Origin of the sequence: Salinicola endophyticus (assembly GCF_040536835.1) — a bacterium.
Taxonomy (GTDB): Bacteria; Pseudomonadota; Gammaproteobacteria; order Pseudomonadales; family Halomonadaceae; genus Salinicola; species Salinicola endophyticus_A.
The window spans coordinates 3677243-3697441 of sequence record NZ_CP159578.1; the positions used below are offsets into that span (position 1 = coordinate 3677243).

At 64.5% G+C, this 20199-nt stretch carries 19 protein-coding genes; 10 read left to right on the forward strand and 9 right to left on the reverse strand.

All coding sequences use genetic code 11. The features are described 5' to 3' along the window. Positions 1–148 precede the first annotated feature (148 nt). Positions 149–496, reverse strand: coding sequence for a hypothetical protein (locus ABV408_RS16630; protein WP_353980010.1), 348 nt, complete (start codon positions 494–496; stop codon positions 149–151). A 147-nt stretch (positions 497–643) separates the two neighbouring features. After that, entirely contained in the window at positions 644–940 is a 297-nt protein-coding gene (locus tag ABV408_RS16635) for a YciI family protein (RefSeq protein ID WP_353980011.1), read from the reverse strand. Positions 941–1121: 181 nt separating this feature from the next. Between ABV408_RS16635 and ABV408_RS16640 the strand changes: the two genes are divergently transcribed. Beyond that, positions 1122–1985 (forward strand): cobalamin biosynthesis protein CbiX, encoded by an 864-nt coding sequence (locus ABV408_RS16640; RefSeq protein WP_353980012.1) that lies wholly within the window; start codon positions 1122–1124, stop codon positions 1983–1985. A gap of 76 nt (positions 1986–2061) precedes the next feature. Further along, positions 2062–3078 carry a low-specificity L-threonine aldolase gene (gene ltaE, locus ABV408_RS16645; protein WP_353980013.1) on the forward strand — a complete coding sequence of 339 codons (1017 nt, stop codon included), beginning with the start codon at positions 2062–2064 and terminating at the stop codon, positions 3076–3078. A gap of 74 nt (positions 3079–3152) precedes the next feature. On the opposite strand, the gene ABV408_RS16650 is transcribed toward ltaE, so the two are convergent. Next, the gene (locus ABV408_RS16650; protein WP_353980014.1) at positions 3153–3617 is read right to left on the reverse strand and encodes a hypothetical protein; all 465 of its coding nucleotides are present in this window, start codon (positions 3615–3617) and stop codon (positions 3153–3155) included. Positions 3618–3682: 65 nt separating this feature from the next. Further along, a complete protein-coding gene (locus tag ABV408_RS16655) occupies positions 3683–4546 on the reverse strand; it encodes a LysR substrate-binding domain-containing protein (RefSeq protein ID WP_285950596.1) in 864 nt (287 codons plus the stop codon). Positions 4547–5058: 512 nt separating this feature from the next. On the opposite strand from ABV408_RS16655, the gene ABV408_RS16660 reads away from it, so the two are divergent. Together ABV408_RS16660 and ABV408_RS16665 are read left to right on the forward strand one after the other, a co-directional pair. Continuing rightward, positions 5059–6222 carry a TauD/TfdA family dioxygenase gene (locus ABV408_RS16660; RefSeq protein ID WP_405049949.1) on the forward strand — a complete coding sequence of 388 codons (1164 nt, stop codon included), beginning with the start codon at positions 5059–5061 and terminating at the stop codon, positions 6220–6222. A gap of 47 nt (positions 6223–6269) precedes the next feature. Continuing rightward, the gene (locus tag ABV408_RS16665) at positions 6270–7211 is read left to right on the forward strand and encodes an ABC transporter substrate-binding protein (protein WP_353980016.1); all 942 of its coding nucleotides are present in this window, start codon (positions 6270–6272) and stop codon (positions 7209–7211) included. A 261-nt stretch (positions 7212–7472) separates the two neighbouring features. Here ABV408_RS16665 and ABV408_RS16670 read toward each other — a convergent pair whose 3' ends face one another. Then, a complete protein-coding gene (locus tag ABV408_RS16670; protein WP_353980017.1) occupies positions 7473–8387 on the reverse strand; it encodes a LysR family transcriptional regulator in 915 nt (304 codons plus the stop codon). A gap of 111 nt (positions 8388–8498) precedes the next feature. Between ABV408_RS16670 and ABV408_RS16675 the strand changes: the two genes are divergently transcribed. Together ABV408_RS16675 and ABV408_RS16680 are read left to right on the forward strand one after the other, a co-directional pair. Next, on the forward strand, positions 8499–9380 hold the full coding sequence (locus tag ABV408_RS16675) for an alpha/beta hydrolase (RefSeq protein WP_353980018.1): 882 nt from the start codon (positions 8499–8501) through the stop codon (positions 9378–9380). Between the two features lie 5 nt (positions 9381–9385). Next, positions 9386–10462: a tartrate dehydrogenase gene (locus ABV408_RS16680; RefSeq protein WP_353980019.1), complete on the forward strand. Its 1077-nt coding sequence runs from the start codon at positions 9386–9388 to the stop codon at positions 10460–10462. Between the two features lie 66 nt (positions 10463–10528). Here the strand turns inward: ABV408_RS16680 and ABV408_RS16685 are convergent, their stop codons facing one another. The 4 genes from ABV408_RS16685 to ABV408_RS16700 are packed head-to-tail and all read right to left on the reverse strand — an operon-like array spanning position 10529 to position 15751. Further along, on the reverse strand, positions 10529–11317 hold the full coding sequence (locus ABV408_RS16685) for a PEP-CTERM/exosortase system-associated acyltransferase (protein ID WP_353980020.1): 789 nt from the start codon (positions 11315–11317) through the stop codon (positions 10529–10531). Next, positions 11292–14096, reverse strand: a complete 2805-nt coding sequence (locus ABV408_RS16690; RefSeq protein ID WP_353980021.1) for an EAL domain-containing protein — start codon at positions 14094–14096, stop codon at positions 11292–11294. The genes ABV408_RS16685 and ABV408_RS16690 overlap by 26 nt, the downstream gene beginning before the upstream one ends. Before the next feature lie 31 nt (positions 14097–14127). Next, entirely contained in the window at positions 14128–15324 is a 1197-nt protein-coding gene (locus tag ABV408_RS16695) for a hypothetical protein (RefSeq protein ID WP_353980022.1), read from the reverse strand. Next, positions 15317–15751, reverse strand: a complete 435-nt coding sequence (locus ABV408_RS16700) for a hypothetical protein (protein WP_353980023.1) — start codon at positions 15749–15751, stop codon at positions 15317–15319. Before ABV408_RS16700 ends, ABV408_RS16695 begins: the two co-directional genes overlap by 8 nt. Before the next feature lie 602 nt (positions 15752–16353). Here ABV408_RS16700 and ABV408_RS16705 point away from each other — a divergent pair. From ABV408_RS16705 to ABV408_RS16720, 4 genes are all read left to right on the forward strand, one after another. Next, the gene (locus ABV408_RS16705) at positions 16354–16794 is read left to right on the forward strand and encodes a hemerythrin domain-containing protein (protein ID WP_353980024.1); all 441 of its coding nucleotides are present in this window, start codon (positions 16354–16356) and stop codon (positions 16792–16794) included. Positions 16795–17056: 262 nt separating this feature from the next. Next, positions 17057–17647, forward strand: coding sequence for a lipocalin family protein (locus ABV408_RS16710; protein WP_110689090.1), 591 nt, complete (start codon positions 17057–17059; stop codon positions 17645–17647). 56 nt (positions 17648–17703) lie between these two features. Continuing rightward, entirely contained in the window at positions 17704–18732 is a 1029-nt protein-coding gene (locus ABV408_RS16715; RefSeq protein ID WP_353980025.1) for an SMP-30/gluconolactonase/LRE family protein, read from the forward strand. A 201-nt stretch (positions 18733–18933) separates the two neighbouring features. Further along, a complete protein-coding gene (locus ABV408_RS16720; RefSeq protein ID WP_405049950.1) occupies positions 18934–19917 on the forward strand; it encodes a succinylglutamate desuccinylase in 984 nt (327 codons plus the stop codon). Positions 19918–20199: the final 282 nt, after the last annotated feature.

Consider the following 20199-nt stretch of genomic DNA (forward strand, 5'->3'; position numbering starts at 1 on the left):
ATGACCGGGGTCATCGCCCAGTCGGCGTCGTCTCTCTATCAACGATCCGCCGGTAGCCAACGACCCACCGGTAGCCGGCCAGATACCGCGTGTCGGATAGCCCGCCCCCGCCCGACGGACAGCGTGTCGAATGGAATTGGGATCGCCTCTACACCGATCTCGCTGCCATCGCGCGTTCAAACGCCTCCCGCCAAGCCCCGGCCTGTCGCGCCGGATCGACGGGGAACCGCCCCAGTTCCACGGCAAGATCGAAGAAGCCCTGCGCGGGCAGCCCTTCCCCGCGGCGGCTGACGACCAGCGCGGCGATAAAGGGCCGACCGTGCTCGGCGTCTTCACGCATCAGGGCTTCCAGCGCCTGGGCGACGCGCTGAATGGTGCGCGGCGGCTGCAAGCCCAACGCCTCGGCGAGCTGCTGATAGGTGATCGGCAGTGCCTCGCGGGGAACCGCCGCCAGGTGTTGGCGAATGCGCTGGGGGAGTGCGGGATCTTGGGTCATCGTCCCAGGCCCTTCACGAAAACTGGCTGCGCTCGGCAATACGGCGTTAAAAATCCACTCAAAATGCTCATTTACACCCCGTAAACTCCGCTTTCTCATAGATTTTTGCCTTGTCTTGACTTCGCTAGCCGACTTTTCGTAAAGCCCCTAGGTGTTGGGGTCGAACAGTTTGACTTCGCGAATGTCGACGTGCTCCCAGACACGGCCGGTCAGATAGGGCTCGGTCTCGAGCCAGGCGTCGAGCGCGGCGCGATCCTCGAACTGAAAATGCGCGTTGGAGCCGATCATCTTGCCGTGCTCATCCAGAAATGCCCCGCCACTCAGGAATTTTCCCTGCCTGGAGAGCGCACGAATACCGTCCAGGTGCGCCTCGCGATTGGCCAGGCGACGCGCGAGGGCGTTTTCATCGGTGTAGTCGTGAGCCACGACGGCGTACTGTGTCATGCCATGCTCTCCTTGTTGGTTCAATCGACCCGGTAGGCGTCGGCATCATGCGCCAAGCGCCTGGCGTGAACAAACGCACCGCCGAGAGACGATGGCCAGTCTGCCCGGTTCTGCCAAGCGCTAGCGCTCGGGTATGCTAGCCATTCAGCGATTGGCTCTGCCGTTACCCTATCGAGGCCCCATGCGAAAGATTCTACTCGTCGACAACGGCTCCCTGCGCCCTGCTGCCACGCTCAATCTGCGCCGGCTCGCCGCAGCCCTGAGCCAGGTCAGTGGCGAGGCGGTCGAGGCCGCGTCGCTGCTGCACTCGTTCAAGATCCCCCCCGAGCAGCTCGGCGGGCACAAGGCCGTCTCGCTGGGGCCGCTGGCCGAACGCCATGCCGCCGCGGGCGTGACCGAGCTGCTGATCCTGCCCTTCTTCTTCGGCCCCAGCCAGGCGCTGACCCGCTACCTGCCGGAGCGGCTGGCCGAGGTGCAGGCCAACTACCCCGGGCTGGCGGTGAAGGTCGCCCCGCCGCTGGTGGATACGCTGCTGGCGCCGGATTTGCGCCTGGCACGGCTCCTCGCCGACAACGTGCGCGAATGCATGACGGGCCAGTCCAAGCCCAGTGTCGTGCTGGTCGACCACGGCAGCCCGATCCCCGAGGTGACGGCGGTGCGCAACTACCTCAGCGGGCAACTGAGCGCGCTGCTGGCCGACGAGGTCGCGTGTGTGACGTTCGCCTCGATGGAGCGCCGCGAGGGCGACGCCTACCGCTTCAACGAGCCGCTGCTGGAAGACCTGCTGGCCTCGCCCGCGCTGGCCGAGGGTGACGTGATCCTCGCGATGCTGTTTCTCTCCCCGGGCCGCCACGCCGGCGAAGGGGGCGACATCGACGAGATCTGCACCCAGGCGATGGCGCGCGCCCCCGGCCTGAACGTGGTCACGACACGGCTGGTGGGCGAGAACGACGCCATCGTCGAGATTCTCGCGACTCGCCTGCAGCAGGCGCTCGCCGGCTCACCACTGCTGATGGCGCTCGCCCCGGCATCGCCGCCGGCGTGAGCGACGCTCGACCCGACGCCTGGCCGAAGCGACCCTCAACCACGACCCTCTGCAACGACACCTCAAAGGCGCTTCCATGATCGATTTACGCAGCGATACCGTGACCCGCCCCAGCGCCGAGATGCGCCGGGTGATGTTCGACGCCCCCCTGGGTGACGACGTCTGGGGCGACGACCCCAGCGTCCATCAGCTGGAGCGCTACGCCGCCGACCAGACCGGCAAGGAGGCGGCGCTGTTCTTCCCCTCCGGCACCCAGAGCAATCTGGTCGCGCTGATGAGCCACTGCCAGCGTGGCGACGAATATCTCGTCGGTCAGCAGGCACACACCTATCGCTACGAGGGCGGCGGCGCGGCGGTACTGGGCAGCATTCAGCCGCAGCCGATCGACAACGCCGCCGACGGCAGCCTGCCGCTGGAGAAGATCGCCGCCGCGATCAAGCCGGTCGACCCGCACTTCGCCCGCACCCGACTGCTGGCGCTGGAGAACACCTTCCACGGCCAAGTGCTGGATGCCGACTACGTGCATCAGGCCACCGCGCTGGCGCGACGCCATGGCCTCGCCACTCATCTCGACGGTGCGCGCGTGGGCAATGCCGTGATCGCCAGCGGCTCGACCCTGGAAGCGCTGTGCGCGCCCTTCGACAGCGTCTCGATCTGCTGCTCCAAAGGGCTTGGCGCGCCGGCCGGTTCGGTGCTGGTGGGTAGCCAGGCACTGATCGACCAGGCCCGGCGCTGGCGTAAGGTGGTGGGCGGCGGCATGCGCCAGGTGGGGCTGCTGGCGGCGGCCTGCGAGTATGCGCTGACGCATCATCTGCCGGCACTGGCCGCGGATCATGCCAAGGCCGAGCGTCTGGCGGCGGGGCTCGACGCCATCGATGGCATCGAAGTGACCTCACAGTCGACCAATATGGTGTTCGTGCGCTTCACCCGCGGCGACGCCCTCGACCCCGAGCACCTGCACGCCTGGCTGAAAGCGCGCGATATCCTGGTCGGCGCGCTCTACGCACCGCGCTTCGTCACCCACCGCGATGTCTCCGAGGCGGATATCGATCAGGTAGTGGACGCCTTCACGCGCTACTTCGCCAGCCACTGATCAGCCAACCACCGATCAGCCAGTCACCGACGCGGCCGGCTCGCAGCGTCGCCTGCCGCACGCCGGCAAGCGCCTCAATCGACCCGGGTGGAGGAGCCGGAAGAGGGACGTGTCGGCGTGGAGCGCGTGGTCGTGGTGGTCGTCGTGGTAGTCGAGCGAGTGGTGGTCGAGCTGGCGCCCGGCCCGCCATCGCCGCTCGGCGCATCGGGATCGCAGACCCGTCGCGCGGTGGAGATGGTAGTACCGCCGTCGCGGCCGTGGCAGATCGTGCCACCGGCCGAGTCGTCACGCACCGGCGGCGGATTGGGTGCGGTGTTGATGCCCGGCACCACCTGAATCTCCAGGCGCCGCGGCACGTAGTCTGCGCGCCCGTCGTGGTTGTTGTCGGGCAGATACACGCGCTTGCCGGTGTGCGGGTCGACCCCGGTGACACCCTGCGCCAACGCGACGCCGGCCGCGGGCAGCGCCGTCATCAGGGCCAGGCCGAGCGTCAGCGCCGCCTTGGCCAGCGGACGGCGGGATCGCGATATCTTGGACATGCTCCACCTCGAAGTTGGCGGGAAAGGTCTTCAGCATAGCCCACCTGGGCCGTGGCCGGCTCGGCTCAGTGGTCCGCCAGCAGCCAGTCCCACAGCGCCGCCGCCGGGGCGCGCAGCTGGCGACTGGCCGGGCGTACCAGCCAGAACGCTTCGTCGGTGGCCATGTCCAGGGCGAAGGGCGCCACCAGGTCGCGGCTCGCCTCGAGCAGGCGCCGATGCGAAAGCGCGATCCCGCCGCCGTATCCGGCCAGCGCCAGGGTGGTCACGTGGGTATCGCAGATCATCGCCCGGCAGCGCTGCTCGAGCCCGGCGACACCTGCCAGGGCCAGCCAGCTCGGCCAGCCGGCGGCGAACCCCGCGGCGTGCAGCAGCGTCTCGCCGGCCAGGTCGGCGGGCTCGCCCAGGCGCTGCGCCAGCGCCGCGCTGCACACCGGCAGCAGGCGTTCTTCCCCCAGGCACTGCGCGGTGAGGTCGGGCCATTCGCCGTGGCCGTAGCGCAGCTCCATATCCACCCCTTCGGCACCGAAGTCATCCGCCCAGATCGCGCTCACCAGGCGCAGGGTGACCTGCGGATGCGCCTGCTGGAAGCGCAGCAGGCGCGGCGCCAGCCAGGTCTGCTGCAGTGCCGGCGTGGCGCGCAGGGTGATCGGCGCATCGGGACTGGGACCGAACACCTCGGCGGTGCCTTCGGCCAGCCGCGCGAAGGCGTCCTGCACGCTGGGCAGCCAGGCGCGCCCGGCCGGCGTGAGCGCCAGGCTGCGCGGGTGGCGCACGAACAGCGGCTGCCCGACACGATCCTCGAGCAGCCGAATGCGCTGACTGATCGCCGACTGGGTGACCCCCAGCTCACGCCCCGCGGCGGTGAAGCTGAGCGTGCGCGCAGCCGCCTCGAACGCGTGTAGCCAGAGCACCGGGGGTAGCTGGGACATAGTGACTCTCTGCGGGGTCTGTGGTCGAGAAGTGGCCCTAGGTTTTGTACGAAAACTACCTGCGCTCGGCAATACGGCGTTAAAAATCGGCTGGAGCGCCAGCCCGGTCAAAATGCTCATTTACACCCCGTAAACTGGAGCGCCAGCCCGGTCCGTTTTCGCCAATTTTTGCCTTGTCTTGCCTTCGCTCGCTGACTTTTCGCGCAGAACCTAAGCGCCGACTGGCGGACGATGTCGGACACAGCCTACACGGTTTCCGAAATAAGCCCGGCATTAGCTCAGCTTGGCCTTAGCCGATAGATTAATCGTTTGTCACCCTTCGCCGCCATCCGCATTCTGTAACGATACCGCGAGACGCGAGGCGTCTACGCGCGTCTCCCCCTCGCCCAGCGGTTATCCGCTCATCTGTCATTCGCCTGCTAGAGATGGCCTCGCCATCGGGAGTTCGAGTCTTGTCATCCGGTAATGCCTTCCACACCGCTTCTGCCCAGAGCGCCGACACGCGCATCGAGATGGCCGAGCTGCGCCGCTATCGCCAGGGCGAGGGCGCGCCCGACGTCGCGCTGGTGGAGGCCAGGCGGCAGTCACGGCGAGTGGTGCTGACCTGGGCCGACGGCAGTCAAGGCGAGTTCCCCCAGCGCTGGCTGCGCGATCACTGCGCTTGCTCGGCGTGCCGCCACCCGCTGACCCGAGAGCGGCTCTACTCGCTGCTCGACGACCCGCTGTGGGCGCGTCTGGGCAACGACGATGCGGTGGCCGAGCTGGAGGTTGCCGCCGACTGCCTGAGCCTGATCTGGGCCGACGGCCATCGTTCGCGCTTCGATGCCGGCTGGCTGCATCAGCGCCGTCCCGGCCAAGCGCGGGACACCCTGCTGCCCCGCGCCGAGCCGTGGCAGCCCGGCTTCGCGCCGCGCCACGTGGCCTATGCCGACTTCGACGACAGCCAGGCCGGGCGCCGCCGCTGGATCGAGGCGCTGCTGCGCGACGGCCTGGTGCTGCTCGACGACGGCCCGCGCGAGCGGGAGACGGTCTCTCGCATCGCCGAACACATCGGTCCCCAGCGCGCCACCAACTTCGGCGCCCGCTTCGATGTGCGCTCGGTGCCCAATCCGAACAACGCGGCCTATACCGCGATCGGCCTGGAGCTGCACACCGATCTGCCCAACTGGCGTCAGCCGCCGGACATCCAGCTGCTCTACTGCCTGGAGAACGACGCTGAAGGTGGCGAATCGAGTTTCACCGACGGCTTTGCCGCGGCGCGCGAGCTGCGTCAGCGTGACCCGCAGGCGTTTCGGGTGCTCAGCGAGACGCCGATCGACTTCCGTTTCCAGGACGAAGGTCACGATATCGCCGTGCGCCAGCCGGTCATCGACCTGGATGCCGCCGGTGAGCCGCGCGAAATCCGCTTCAACAACTGGATTCGCGATACCCTGAGCCTGCCGCTGGCGCAGATCGACGCCTGGTACGATGCCTACCACGCTTTCTGGCAGCTCCTGCGCGAGCCGCAGCGCCGGGTCGAACTGAGCCTGGCGCCGGGGCAGATGGTGGCTTTCGACAACCGTCGCGTGCTGCACGGGCGTCACGCCTTCGACCCCAACACCGGCAAGCGCCACCTGCAGGGCACTTATCTCGACCTCGACATGCTGCAGTCACATCTGCGCGTGCTGACACGCTGAGAGACCGCACCACCGCTAGCCCTTACCCGCTATCAAGGAGAATGACAATGAGATATGCGACCACCCTGCCCGCCCTGCTGCTGAGCGCCGGCCTGAGTCTGAGCGCCATGCCGACGGCCCAGGCCGCGGACGACAGTATCGTCTTCGGCGCGCCCGCCTGGCCCGGTATCAGCGTCAAGACCGAGATCGCCAGCCAGTTGCTGAGCACGCTTGGCTATCATCCGAAGGCTCAGGAGATCGGGCTGCAGGTCATCTACCAGGGTATGGACAGCGGTGACGTCGATGTCTTTCTGGGGGCCTGGCTGCCGGCCCAGCAGCCGATGCTGGCGCCGCTGGAGGAGAAGGGCAGCGTGCGCCGCCTGGCCACCAACGTGACCGGCGCGCAGATGACACTGGCGGTGCCCGAGTATGTCTACGAGAGCGGCATCACCTCGTTCGCCGACCTCGATGCCCATCGCGACGAATTCGGCGGCGAGATCTACGGTTTCGGTGCCGGCTCGGCGGCGAGCGAGATCCTACACAAGGCGATCGACGCCGACACCTGGGGGTTGGGTGACTGGACGCTGGTCGACACCAGCACGGTAGGCATGCTCAGCGCGGTCAAGAGCCACATCGACAACCACGAGCCGATCGTGTGGGTCGGCTGGAAGCCGCACTGGATGAACCTCGAGTTTCCCATGCACTACCTCAGCGACAGCAAGAATCTGTTCGGCAAGGGCAACGGCGCCAGCGACGTGCGCACGCTGATGGCCAGCAAATATGCCGACGCGCATCCCAACCTGGTGACCTTCTTCGATCAGTTCACCTTCTCCTCGGCCGAGCAGAGCTGGATGATCCAGCAGTACGGCCAGGTCGGGGAGTCACAGCAGGCGGTGGCCAAGGCGTGGATCACCGCGCATCCAGAAGAGGTACAGACGATGCTGAAGGGCGTCGAGACCACCGCCGGCGAGCCCGCCTGGCCGGCGGTGAAGGCAGCGTTCTCGCTGTGATCCACGCTGGCTGAGGCCGCACCGGCCGGAGCGCCGAGCGCGCTCCGCCATCACGGCAAAAAAGCGTTACATTTTTTCGAGATTTTTTGGGGACACGCCGGGAACTATCCCTCACACGGGCACTCTGAGTCAGTGTTCCCTTGAATGATCCCTTATTTGCCCACCATCCCCTGGTGGGCATTTTTTTGTCTGGCTTTTTTCCGGGCCACCCCCGGGCGCCGCACGGCAAGTCGCAGCATGCCGGTACGCGTCGTACCCAAGCTAGGGTAGCGGCGGCACCCGCCCCGCCATCTCCGCCACCATGAACTCGGCGAAGCGTTTGACCCGCAGGCTCTCTCGCGCACGCGCGCTGTAAAGCAGGTGGAAGTCCGCGGCCACGCCGCGCCACTCGGGCAGCAGCTCGACCAACTCCCCGCGTGCGAGCAGCCCATGCACGTCCCACCAGGAGCGCAGCAGCACACCGTGGCCATCACGCGCCAGCCGGGTCATCGCCTCGCCGTCGTTGCTCGACAGCCGGCCGTGCACGCGCACCGTACGCTGCTCATGCGGGTCGGCCTTGGTCTCGAAGCGCCACAACGCATAGTCGGTATCGTTCTCGCGGATCACCAGGCAGTCGTGCTGGGCCAGATCTTCCGGTGTGCGCAGCGGTGGCCGGCTGGCCACATAGGCCGGGGCCGCACACAGGATGCGACGGTTGGCGAGCAGCCGCCGGGCAACCCAGCGTGCATCCGGCGGCTCACCCACTCGGATGTGGATATCCATGCCCTGGGCATCGAGCCCGCGGGGGAAGTTGCTCAGTTCCAGCTGCAGTGAGAGTTGGGGATGGCAGGCGGCGAAGCGCGACAGCAGCGGCGCCACATGGCGCCGGCCGAAGCCGAAGGTGGCATTGACGTGCAGTCGCCCGCTCAGCGCCGAGCCCTGCTCGCGCAGCGAATTCTCGAGCTCGCCGAGATCGTCGAGGATCAGCGCACCGCGCTGTAGATAGCGCTCCCCCTCCGGGGTGAGCGTCAGGCGCCGAGTGGTGCGGATCGCCAGCGCCACGCCCAGCCGCAGCTCCAACTGCTGCAGCCGCTTGCTGACCGCAGAGAGAGATACCCCCAGCTCGCGCGCCGCCCCGGTCAGGCTGCGCGCCCGGGCGATATGCTGGAAAAAGGCCAGATCGTCGAGCGCCGCCACGCCATTCTCCACCTGTATTCAACAATGGATTGCATGATAGCCCGATTATCGCCATGGCGAGAGGGCCTACACTGCAGGCGTCTCTGCAGACAGGCAGCGCGAGGAGAGAACATGTTCCCAGGATTCGAACACGCCACCATCGAAGTCGCCGCGAATGTCTCCATTACCGGCGTGATCGGCGGCTCGGGTCCGCCGCTCCTGCTGCTGCATGGCCATCCGCAGACCCACGTCATCTGGCATCGCCTGGCACCGGCGCTGGCCGAGCATTACACCGTCGTCGCCACCGACCTGCGTGGCTACGGCGATGCCAGCAAGCCACCGGGCGAGCCGCAACACGCCAACTACAGCAAGCGCCGCATGGCCGCCGATCAGGTCGCGGTCATGGATAAGCTCGGCTTCGACAGCTTCTTTCTGTGCGGGCATGACCGCGGTGGCCGGGTCGCCCATCGTCTAGCGCTCGACCATCCCGAGCGGGTACGCAAGCTGATGGTGCTGGATATCGCACCGACCCTGGCGATGTACGAGGCGACCGATCTCACTTTCGCCACCGCCTACTGGCACTGGTTCTTCCTGATCCAGCCGGCGCCGCTGCCGGAGTCGTGGATCGAAGCCGCACCGGCTGAGTACGTCACCCGCATCATGGGCAGCCGCCACGCGGGGCTGGCGCCGTTCGACCCCGCCGCCATTGCCGAGTACCAACGCTGTCTCGCCCTGCCCGGCGCCGCCCACGGGCTGTGCGAGGACTATCGTGCCGCCCGCGGCATCGATCTCGAACACGACCGCGCCGACCGCACTGCCGGGCGCCACCTCACCCGCCCGCTACGGGTGCTGTGGGGTGCACACGGCGTGATCGAGCGCTGCTTCGACGCCTTGGCCGAATGGCGCGCGGTCTCCGTCGCCGAGGTCGACGGCGAGGCCCTGCCCTGCGGCCACTATCTACCCGAGGAGGCGCCCGCTGGCGTGCTCCGTCATCTCATCGACTTCATGAGGTAATCCCCATGGCCAGCCAGACCCATCGCATCGCCGTCATCCCCGGCGACGGCATCGGTACAGAAGTGGTGCCTGAAGGCCTGCGCGTGCTCGAGGCCGCCGCCCGCCGCTTCGATATCGCGCTCGAGTTCGAGACGTTCGCATTCGGTAGCTGCGACTACTACCTCGAACACGGCCAGATGCTGCCGGACGACTGGTTCGACACCCTGTCGCGGTTCGACGCCATCTTCTACGGCGCAGTGGGCTGGCCGGAGAAGGTACCCGACCATATCTCGCTGTGGGGCTCGCTGCTGCAGTTCCGGCGCCATTTCGACCAGTACATCAACCTGCGCCCCTGCCGGCTGATGCCGGGCATCAAGAGCCCGCTGGCGGACCGCCACCCCGGCGACATCGACTTCTACGTGGTGCGCGAGAACACCGAGGGCGAGTACTCGAGCATCGGCGGCAAGATCTTCGAGGGCACCGAGCGCGAGACGGTGATGCAGGAGACGGTGATGACGCGTACCGGGGTGGACCGGGTGCTCAAGTACGCTTTCGAGCTGGCCCAGAGCCGCCCACGCAAGAAGCTGACCTCGGCGACCAAGTCCAACGGCATCTCGATCACCATGCCCTACTGGGACGAACGGGTGAAGGCGATGGCGTCGCACTACCCCGAAATCGGCGTGGATCAGTTTCATATCGATATCCTGACCGCCAATTTCGTCCTGCACCCGGACTGGTTCGACGTCGTCGTCGCCAGCAACCTGTTCGGCGACATCCTCTCCGACCTCGGCCCGGCCTGTACCGGCACCATCGGCATTGCGCCCTCGGCCAACATCAATCCCGAGGGCAAGTTCCCCAGCCTGTTCGAGCCGGTCCACGGCAGCGCCCCGGATATCGCCGGCCAGGGCATTGCCAACCCGATCGGCCAGATCTGGTGCGGCGCGATGATGCTCGAGCATCTGGGGCACGATGCCGCCGGCGCCGCCATCGTCAGCGCCATCGAACGCGTACTGGCCAGCGACGACCGCACGCTGCTCACCCCGGACATCAAGGGCCAGGGCACCACCGAAAGCCTGGGCCGGGCAATCGCCGAGGCACTCTGATCGCGACGCGACCGGCAAGCCCTGGAGTAGCCGTGCTACGCCGGGGCGCGCGGCGGTAGGGGCCAGTCAACTAGCGGTGCGAGTCAGACGATACTGCTGCTCCAGCTCGTGGTAGAGCGCCGCGTAGAGCGGCTGAAAGGTCTGGCTGAGTTCGCGCTCGGCACGTCGCTGGTCGATATAGAACGCCGCCCGCACACCGAGCAGCTCGACGGTCGGGCTCACCTGGGCGAAACGCAGCCCGGCCCTGGCCAGCAGGCGCTGAAAGCGTGGCTCGATCATCGCTAGAACGTGAGGACGGTCAAGCAGACCACTCAGGGCGGTAGCGCATAGGTTCAGACCAATACCGAGGGTCATGAACGTCTGACGACCGTGTTGTTGCAGCAGCTGCTTCTCCTGCGCCGATGCACTCCCACTCCCACCACCAGTGCGAAAATAGTAGGGAATGGCGACACGCGATATTTCGCAGAGGTGCGTCCTGGAGAGTGGAACGTCTCCCATATCGATAGTGATGCCTAAATGCGAACAGTGCTCCTCGACGGGTAGAATGACCGCCTCGCCATCATCCCCAGTCGCCTTGACCACCCGCAAACATCCGACGATTATCCCTGTTTCGCGATGCGCCACGAGACAGTGCAGGGCATTGTCATCGAATGCGTCCCTCTCGACGCGATCGTGCTGATCGATGCTGAAAAACCCGAGCTCTTCGCAAAACACCCGATGACGGAGCTGAAAGGCACACCGCTTGTCGTCTTCGGACAGTGCCAGTCTGAAGTGAAAAATCGTCAGCAATGCGTCCGTCACACCAGCGATCGAGCGAGGCTGCGAGAGCTCATCCAAATCCTGCGTCGCGAGCAAGCATTGGTTTACCAAAATAAAACCCCTGAGCGTAGTCGATATTATAATTAGCCAAGAAGGGTAGAATAGAAGATTTATCAACAAACTCGGCGACCGTTTTCTTGCCCAACCCCCGAGCAATATCGGCGATGGCTTTGACGATCAGCCGACTCTCCTCGCTGTCCAACAGCGTGGTAATGAATGACCCATCTATCTTGATATAGTCCGACGGTAGCTGCCCCAGGTAGTAGAAACTGCTGAAGCCAACGCCAAAATCATCGAGTGCCACCTGGCAGCCCAAGCGTCTGATTTCTTCTAGCACACCTCTTGCCGAGGTAAAATCGGTCACAGCCGCCGTTTCGGTGACTTCTACCACCAAGCGGTGGGGCTTCACCTGCCACTTATCAAACTCTTCACGCAGGAAGGTTGTCAATGTCCGGTCATTGAGAGACTGCCCGGAGAGGTTGACAGCCAGATTGATGACTTCGTCTGATCGGCGTGACAGCAGTGCGATACCGTGGGAAAGCACCCATCTATCGATGGCAACGATCTGACCCGTGCGCTCGGCAACGGGGATGAAAGCGCCCGGCGATAAATAACCCCCATCTTCCTGGCGCATACGCAGCAGCGCTTCGTAATGCTGAATAGTGAGATCTTTCAATCGAAAGATAGGCTGAACCAGCAATTCGAACTGGTCATGCAGCAGTGCATTGCGAATCCTTTCGATCCAAAAGACACGATTTTTCAAATCTTCACGCCCCTGCTGATCCGGCGTCAGCAAATGCCAGCGTTGGGTAGCGTCCTCTTTGGCGCGATACATCGCGTAGTCGGCATTGGCCATAAGCTCATCGGGACTGTCGCCGTTATCGGGATAGAGCGCAATACCGATACTGGCACTGGCGCGGTGGGTGCGACCGTCCACGTGCAGACTGCGATGCTCCAACTCCTCAGCAATCTGTTTGGCGCGTTCGATCGCTAGATCCGCAGAGGCGTGCTCCATGAGCACGGCAAACTCATCGCCTCCCAGGCGAGCCACGATGCTGCCTAGGTTGAGCTCTGCCAGCGTCGCTGCCACGGTCCGCAGCAGCCGGTCTCCGGAATGGTGGCCGCTTAGCTCGTTGACGTCCTTGAATCGATCGAGATCGAGATAGAGCACGGCACCGAAGTGACCCGTGACCACGGCGCGGCGCAATGCATCCTCGAAGAAACGTCGATTGTAGAGCTCTGTGAGCGGGTCGCGGTTGGCCAGCCAGGACAATTGATTTTCAGCCGTTTTTCTCTCGGTGATATCGACGCCGACAGAGATGACCTCGGAGCCCCCTTCCTCCGTTCTCAACGGGGTGTGATACCAGACGATCGTTCGCTTGGTGCCATCGACAGCAACGAACGTACTTTCCTGCTGGCTGCCATGCGCGAATATCTCCTCCTCATCGAAGCGCTCGACCGCAAAGGTGGCCGGGAAACTGCGTTGCTTGAGCGCCTGCTCATCCAATCCCGTCATCACCTGGCAGAATCGATTGACCAGCGTCATGCGGCCATCCCGGCGGTGCGTGACGACCAGCACCTCTGCGGTATTCATGAGTCCACTGATGAAGTCACGCTCTCGGGCCAGTTCCCGTACTCGGGTCTCGAGTTCGCTCCCGCGTTTGCTGACCTCCTTTTCGAGACCTTCGAGTTGTATTTCGAGATCGATCGCCGTCTTCTCCAGTGTATCGATCTCGTCGACGAACAATGACCTGCGCGCCTGTCGCCCCTGACGCATGACGTAGTACTGCCGATCGGCGAGCAGCGGGAGCTTGCGGCTGATCGCCCGCAACTGATCCATGCGATAGCGAAGGATCAAGTAAAGGATACATTCCGCCGCCAGCCAGCCCCCTAGAGAGATCAGCAGAATGGTGTTGGTGGTGCTAGCAATGCTCTCCATCTGCGTGGTCACGTCCGATACCAGCAGAAAACTTCCCCGCGTATCACTTCCACTATCAGTACCCGCGATGGGTATCGTCGACAGCTCATAGGTCCGGCCGTCCTGCGAGTAACTCAGAGATCTGCCCTCGATCGTCTCCCAAGCGTACTGTTGCGTGAGTGCCTTGATGAAGGGGAGCAGCTCGGCCTCATGGGTCAAGGCAGTGAGGAGGGCATCCCAGCGCGGTAGAAAACGCTTACCACCTGCGCCGCCCTCCTGACGCACCAGCAGGGCGACCTCACTCCCAGAGCTCATCTGCACATAGCGCGTCACGTCGGCCAGCGAACGCGAGAGAACGACCACCCCGGCATCTGTCCCCTCGGCCAGGACAGGCACCGCCTCGTACTGCTGGCACGATTGCCGGCATCTCAACCGATCGGCCGGCTCTTCACGGGCCAGAACGCCGCGCAGCCAGACACGATCGATGGGGGTAGGTGCTGCGGAACTCTCTCTACCGGTACTCGTGATCACGTTCAGGCTGCGGTCGTAGACGATGACCTCATCCACACCTGCATCCAACTGCAGTGTTGGCCACAGCGCACGGAGCGCAAGGCTGGCACGCTCTGTGTCTGCATGCAGCAGCGCGTTACCCAGGGGTTCGGAAGCAGCCACCAGACTCGCCATCTGCCGCATGGCATCCGCGGAGCGCTGAATATTGAAATGGACTTCCTGACGTTGACGATCGTAGAAATCGCGGCGGGCATCAGCGAACTGGTCCATCAACGCCCGATTGCTCACCCACACGATCAGAATCGTCAAACCTAAAAGCAGAAAGCTGGTGAGCAGCATGGCTCGCCATTTCAGGTCCAGCTTGAAGGTACGCTCATGAGCACGCATTCAAACGCCTCTCAGAGTTTCGTCGATGACATCAGAAAAAGTAAGAGACCTGAAACAGAAGCAAATTCCAGTACTTCTTCTGGCTCATGAGCTCCGCCCTATCCTGATAAGGCAGCCAGCCCGTACCCTCGATATGGTGAAGTTCCGTCGATACCATAAAACGCCCATAGGGCTGCCACTGGATGCCGGTCGTCCAGTCCTTGGCATAACGCGTGAAGGCCGGCTGGCCTGATGTCCGAGCAAACTCCTTCCCTGAACGATCATCGATATCGGTCACCAGGGAGTCGTACCGCAAGAGCCACTGCCAGTCACTACCCAGCCGTCGACTCAACTGCACGTACCAGCTCTCTCCCGTCACATCATAGTTATAAGGAGACACGAATCCTTTTGTCTGAATGTTACGGATGGCGTATTCGGTCGTGAAAGACCAGTTCTCCAGATTGTACTGAAAAGAAAGAAGCCAAGGCTGAAAGGAAAAATCACCCAAACCGGGCCGCACACCGCGAGAGTCGAATTCCGCATTGACGTCAGCATAAGTCAATGCCAGCACGAATTCGCCGCCACCATGTTCGTAACGCACCTGACCGATGTAGGACGTTCTACCCGAGAATTCGCCATAACTGTCCGCACCCAAGGCACTGACTTCGGATTGATCGTCGAGACGAGGGCTACCCATACCGAACTGAAACCGGACGGAACCGTTATTCAGAAATGCCTCTGAGTAAAGCATGACGCCGTCCGCGGACAGCGCGGGCTGGCGAGTGCGATCGAAGTAAATGGACTGTGGCAGCAATATGCTGGGCCGTGTGGCGGCGACATCTCGCGTTTGATTGTAGAGTCCGAGAGGGTTCTTGAAACGACCGAGCTGAATGCCCGCATTGGCGTCGCTGTCGGTGAAGAACTGATAATCCAGCACCCCATAGTCGAGCTCAGGCTCGTTCAGTTGCTGCATGTCGCCTGCCTGACGCGCCAGCACCTGCGCTGCCACAAGCACATTACTGCGCGGCCGAAATGAGGCATTGAGCCCCAGCTCGGTGTACTCAAGACTGCCGGTATCGCGACTGCTAGGACCGAAGAAGTCGTTGTGATCGGTCAAGATCAGCGCCTGGCTCATGAAGCCGTGAACCTGAAAAGTATCCGGCATCTCCATTGCCTGAGCCTGGACCGCCAGCGTCAAACCGAGCACGCTCAGCCAGCTCGGCGCTGCGCTTCGTAATACGTTATTCAATGTCGAGCACCCGAACTTGATTCGTCAGTTCTGAACGGTAGACGTAGCCGATACCGCCGGGCGTGGAGGCCACAGCCTTGAGCATCGCCGACGCCGTGGCGACTTCGTTCGGTGCCTGTCCGGTACCGGAAAAGACGGCCCTGTCCCAGGCCAGGCGGAGTTGATGGGGATAGACGCCGAGAATCTTCTTGGCAAAGGCCTCGTGCAGCGGGTCGCCGTCCGGTAGCACGAAAACATGCACTGCTTGGCCATCGGCCAGAGTTCTTTGACGCATGGCAAAGATCGCTCTGACGGTTTCCAGCGATAGAGAGCTCTGGATGACTGACGGATTGGCGATCAGGACCACCATAGGGTCGTCGCCACGGCTCTTGACGGTGAAGAGAAGCGCCGCTACGAGGCAGAGACAAGCGATCAGCGGTGGTCGCATGTCATGCGACTCCGCAGCTCGATCCCCTGGATGCTTATTGTTGGTCTGCTCATCACCAAGGACACGTTCGACTCCGAAATTGACCGCCGCACTGCCGCAATGCCGGTCTCCCATGCCACGCCTTGCGGAGACACTCCTTCGGCGCGACTTGGACTTCTAGGCCCTAAAATAACAGCTTGTATCATTTTTATCTCATCGATGATCCTGCCAAAGATAGTCACCTAAGCGTCAAGAGAAATGACACTGCCGCCCGCGGCAGCCAGCGCACCCTCAGGCGTGCTGGAGATAGGCAGAGAAAATGTAGATCGCCAGTGTGGCAAAGCGTCGCGCAGTACTGACCGTAGCGGCACGAATGCGCGGCATTCCTCTACTTGAGGCGGGTGCAACAGGCGCTGCAATATCACCGGCGATGGCACCTTGCGACGGCGGAACGGCGAGGCTGGCGACCAGGGCGTGCGGGTGTGCCGAGCATGGCCTAACCTAGAGACATGATGCAGCGCATCGACGCTGCGGGCCGCTACAGGCCCGGCGATGCGCGGTGGCGGCTTTGGCACCGCGACCCATCATGCTGCCCCCGGACGACCCCAAGGATGAGGAAGACCATGACCATTTTCGAAGCCCTGCGTGAAAGTCACGACAAGCAGCGTCAGCTGCTGGAACTGTTGGTGAAGACCCATGGCGACAGCGAAGGCCGCGACGAGCTGTTCAAGCGCCTGCGTGCCGAGCTCGAGAATCACGCCGCCGCCGAGGAGCGGGCGCTGTATATCCCGATGATGGAGTACGACATGACGCAGGAGAAGGCGCGTCATAGCGTCGCCGAGCATCACGAGATCGATGAGCTGATCGAGACGCTGGAAAGCACCGAATACGACTCCCCGGGTTGGCTGGCGAGCGCCAAGAAGCTGCAGCATCTAGTGACGCACCATCTGGAAGAGGAAGAGCAGGAAGTGTTCCAGCTCGCGGGCCGTGTGCTCGACGATGCCCACAAGACCTCGCTGGCCAAGACCTATCAGCAGGAGATGGAGGCGCGCCACGCCAGTTGAGCCAGCCCCCCGGCAGGCGTCGCCGCCCTCCACACGGGCGCAGCGGCGCCGCTTTCGACCTCTCTTTATCTCCTCTTTGCCTTCCCCTCTCACCGGGCTTTTCGTACAAGACTCGCAGCGCGATTCGCCGCGGCCCCCGCCAGCGCCCTTGGTAGCGCCGAGGGTGGCGCTCGGTATTGCAACTTTGTCTCATTTGGGCAATCTATTAGGACTTGGCGAACTTCTGCCGCGCGAGCCGTGGTGACGCTGCCGCTCAACAAGGATGGATCCTGTGCTGTTACCCTCGAGTCTGCCCCGTTATCCGCGCCTGACCTGGCTCGCCCCCTTCACGCTGCTGGCCGGCTGTACCGGCGTGCCGGAAGGGACTCAGCCGGTCACCGATTTCCGCATCGACCACTATCTCGGCCAGTGGTACGAGATCGCCCGCCTCGATCACGGCTTCGAGTCGGGTCTCGAATGCGTCACCGCCAACTACAGCCTGCGCGACGACGGCGACATTCGGGTCATCAACCGCGGCTACGACCCCAAGGAGCAGCGCTGGGAGAGCGCCGAGGGGCGTGCCAGCTTCGCCGGCGAGCCCGATGTCGGGCATCTCAAGGTCAGTTTCTTCGGCCCCTTCTATGCCGGTTACAGCGTGCTGGCGCTCGATCCGGACTACCAGCATGCGCTGGTGGCGGGCCCCGATCGCGACTACCTGTGGATACTCTCGCGCCAACCGACCATGCCCGCGGCGACCTATTCGGCCTACCTCGACCGAGCCCAGGCGCTGGACTTTCCCGTCGACGAGTTGATCAGCGTCGAGCAAGACCCGGCACACTGTCCGCCCCAGCCCGATACCCCCTCGGCGGGCTGACGCCCGCTCAACCTGCACCCAGGCCCCGTGCTTTCGCCGTCAAGGAGCTTCGCCATATGGACATGAACCGTCGTCACTTTCTCGGCACCAGCGCTGCGTTCGCCGCCACCGCCGCGCTCTCGCCCACGACCTGGGCGCAGGACGCGGGCCCGACGCCCAGCCGCTATCCCGATCCCGCCTGGGAGGTGCTGGATGCACGCTTCGAGCCCTACTATCTGTTCAACACCCCGCTTGAGCGGCACTGGTCCGATGGCCTGTGGCTGGAGGGGCCGGCGTGGAACGCGGTCGGGCGCTACGCGGTGTTCAGCGATATCCCGCGCGCCCGGCAGATGCGCTGGGACGAAGCCAGCGGGCGTGTCAGCGTGCTGCGCGAAGGGGTCGGCCATGCCAACGGCAACGCCTTCGACAACCATGGGCGTCTGGTCGTCTGTGAACACTCGCCGGCGCGGGTGGTGCGTTACGAGTGGGACGGCAGCGTCCGCGTGCTCGCCAAAGCGTTCCAGGGCAAGCCCCTCAATGCCCCCAACGATCTGGTGATCCTGCCCAATGACGGCGTGATCTTCAGCGACCCCGGCTATGGCGCCCATGTCGATTACGAGGGCAGCAAACGCGCGCTGCAGCTGGCGCCGGCGATCTACTACGTCGACGACACGCTCGACGAGCCGCAGCGGCTCAGTGACGAGCTGGCCAAACCCAACGGCCTGGCGCTCTCCGCCGACGGCCGCTACCTCTACGCCAGCGACACCGCCCCCTCGCACTTCCCCGAGCTGCCCGCCTCGGTGTCGCGCTTCGCCCTGACCGAGCAGGGCCGTGCGCTGGGCGCGCGTGAGGTGATCGTCTCCAGCCACGACGAGACCTACGACGGCATCGCCCTGGATGTGGATGGCAATCTGTGGGCGAGCGTCTCCGGCGGCGAGGGGCGCGACGGCGTTTCCATCTTCGCCCCCGGGGGCGAGCGTATCGGCCGCATCCGCCTGCCGGAGGTGTGCGCCAACCTGTGCTTCGTCGGCGCCCAGCGCAACCGCCTGCTGATGACCGCCAGCCGCTCGATCTACACCCTTTATACCAACGCCCGCGGGGTTTGAGCCGGGACGTGGCGCGGGTGGGTATCGGTCAACCTGGCGGTCACGGCGCTTTCATGATGCGGCCGCGCTTTTTCAGTCTGTCGACGGCCGCGCTTGTCGCCGCCGGGCAAGCGGGTAATCTGAGTGCACACCCCGTCACACCGAGGCCACGAGTGATCGAACCCGGCATCCGTTCCCCGCACGCGCGAGACGCTCATGTCCCTGCTCGATGACTGGCTGGCGCTGACCCTCGACGGCGACACCGGCACCCATCAGGGCGAGCTCGCCGGCGGGCGCTACCGCACGCTCGCCCCAGGGGTGCTCGAGCTGACCCCGACCCGGTCCGCGCCGCAGGCGCGCAGCGTGGTGATCTCGGCGGGTATCCATGGCAACGAGACCGCGCCGATCGAGCTGGTGGGCGAGCTGCTCGCCGCGCTCGAGGCCGGGACGGTGACGCTCGGCGCGCCGCTGCTGGTGATTCTGGGCAACCTGCCGGCGATTCGCGCTGGCACGCGCTTCGTCGAGACCAATCTCAACCGGCTGTTCCGGCGCGACCTGGCAACCGACGGCGACGAGCCCGAGCGTGCGCGCCAGCTCATGCAACTGGTCGACGACTTCTATGCTCGTCATCCGGCGCGTCCGCTGCATCTCGATATGCACACCGCCATCCGTGACAGCCGCTACCCGCGTTTTGCCGTGGTGCCGTTCACCGAGCACCAGCCGACCTCGCACTGGTCGGCGCTGGCCGCCGCCGACATGCAGGCGGTGCTGCTGCAGCATCAGCACAGCTGGACCTTTTCGCACTATTCGCGCCACTATCACGCTGCCGAGGCCTATACCCTGGAGCTGGGCAAGGTGCGTCCGTTCGGCGCCAACGATCTCGCCGCGCTTGGCGGCATGCGCCGCTGGCTGGCGTGCCTGGCCGCGGGGCGGGCACCCGATGCGGGTAATGTCGAGGCGCTGCGCTTCTTCCAGGTCGCGGTGGAGCTGATGCGCGATCATCCCTCGTTCCGGCTCACCTTCGCCGAGGATGTCGCCAACTTCACCGAATTCGCCCCAAAAACGCGGCTCAGCGAAGATGACACCGGTGGCGGCTTCGTGGTCGGCCCCGAACCACTGGCGGTGGTCTTTCCCAACGCCCGGGTCGAACTCAACGCGCGGGCGGCACTGCTGGTACGGCCCTGTGCCGCCCCCGGCGACGGCTGAAGCCCGGCGCCGCGCTGCCCAGCGGCGAGGCGTCATGCGAGCGCTGCTGGACGCGTGCCAACAACGGTCTCCGGCAACTCTCTTCAAGAACGATCTGCAAAAAACGATCTACAGCGACGACATCCAACAACGACAACGCCCGTGCAGGAGCACTCTGCCATGTCATATGCCTACCGCATTTCCCACCACCACAGGCCGGCCGGCACCGCCACCACCGCCACCACCGCCAGAGGTCTCTGGCACCCGGCGCCGAAGCTGATAGAATCGCCGCATTTTTCCTAG

Coding starts and splice junctions, on each gene's coding strand:
- ABV408_RS16630 (WP_353980010.1), bottom strand. CDS start 496: ATGACCCAAGATCCCGCACTCCCCCAGCGCATTCGCCAACACCTGGCG.
- ABV408_RS16635 (WP_353980011.1), bottom strand. CDS start 940: ATGACACAGTACGCCGTCGTGGCTCACGACTACACCGATGAAAACGCC.
- ABV408_RS16640 (WP_353980012.1), top strand. CDS start 1,122: ATGCGAAAGATTCTACTCGTCGACAACGGCTCCCTGCGCCCTGCTGCC.
- ltaE (WP_353980013.1), top strand. CDS start 2,062: ATGATCGATTTACGCAGCGATACCGTGACCCGCCCCAGCGCCGAGATG.
- ABV408_RS16650 (WP_353980014.1), bottom strand. CDS start 3,617: ATGTCCAAGATATCGCGATCCCGCCGTCCGCTGGCCAAGGCGGCGCTG.
- ABV408_RS16655 (WP_285950596.1), bottom strand. CDS start 4,546: ATGTCCCAGCTACCCCCGGTGCTCTGGCTACACGCGTTCGAGGCGGCT.
- ABV408_RS16660 (WP_405049949.1), top strand. CDS start 5,059: ATGGCCGAGCTGCGCCGCTATCGCCAGGGCGAGGGCGCGCCCGACGTC.
- ABV408_RS16665 (WP_353980016.1), top strand. CDS start 6,270: ATGAGATATGCGACCACCCTGCCCGCCCTGCTGCTGAGCGCCGGCCTG.
- ABV408_RS16675 (WP_353980018.1), top strand. CDS start 8,499: ATGTTCCCAGGATTCGAACACGCCACCATCGAAGTCGCCGCGAATGTC.
- ABV408_RS16680 (WP_353980019.1), top strand. CDS start 9,386: ATGGCCAGCCAGACCCATCGCATCGCCGTCATCCCCGGCGACGGCATC.
- ABV408_RS16690 (WP_353980021.1), bottom strand. CDS start 14,096: ATGCGTGCTCATGAGCGTACCTTCAAGCTGGACCTGAAATGGCGAGCC.
- ABV408_RS16700 (WP_353980023.1), bottom strand. CDS start 15,751: ATGCGACCACCGCTGATCGCTTGTCTCTGCCTCGTAGCGGCGCTTCTC.
- ABV408_RS16705 (WP_353980024.1), top strand. CDS start 16,354: ATGACCATTTTCGAAGCCCTGCGTGAAAGTCACGACAAGCAGCGTCAG.
- ABV408_RS16710 (WP_110689090.1), top strand. CDS start 17,057: ATGGATCCTGTGCTGTTACCCTCGAGTCTGCCCCGTTATCCGCGCCTG.
- ABV408_RS16715 (WP_353980025.1), top strand. CDS start 17,704: ATGGACATGAACCGTCGTCACTTTCTCGGCACCAGCGCTGCGTTCGCC.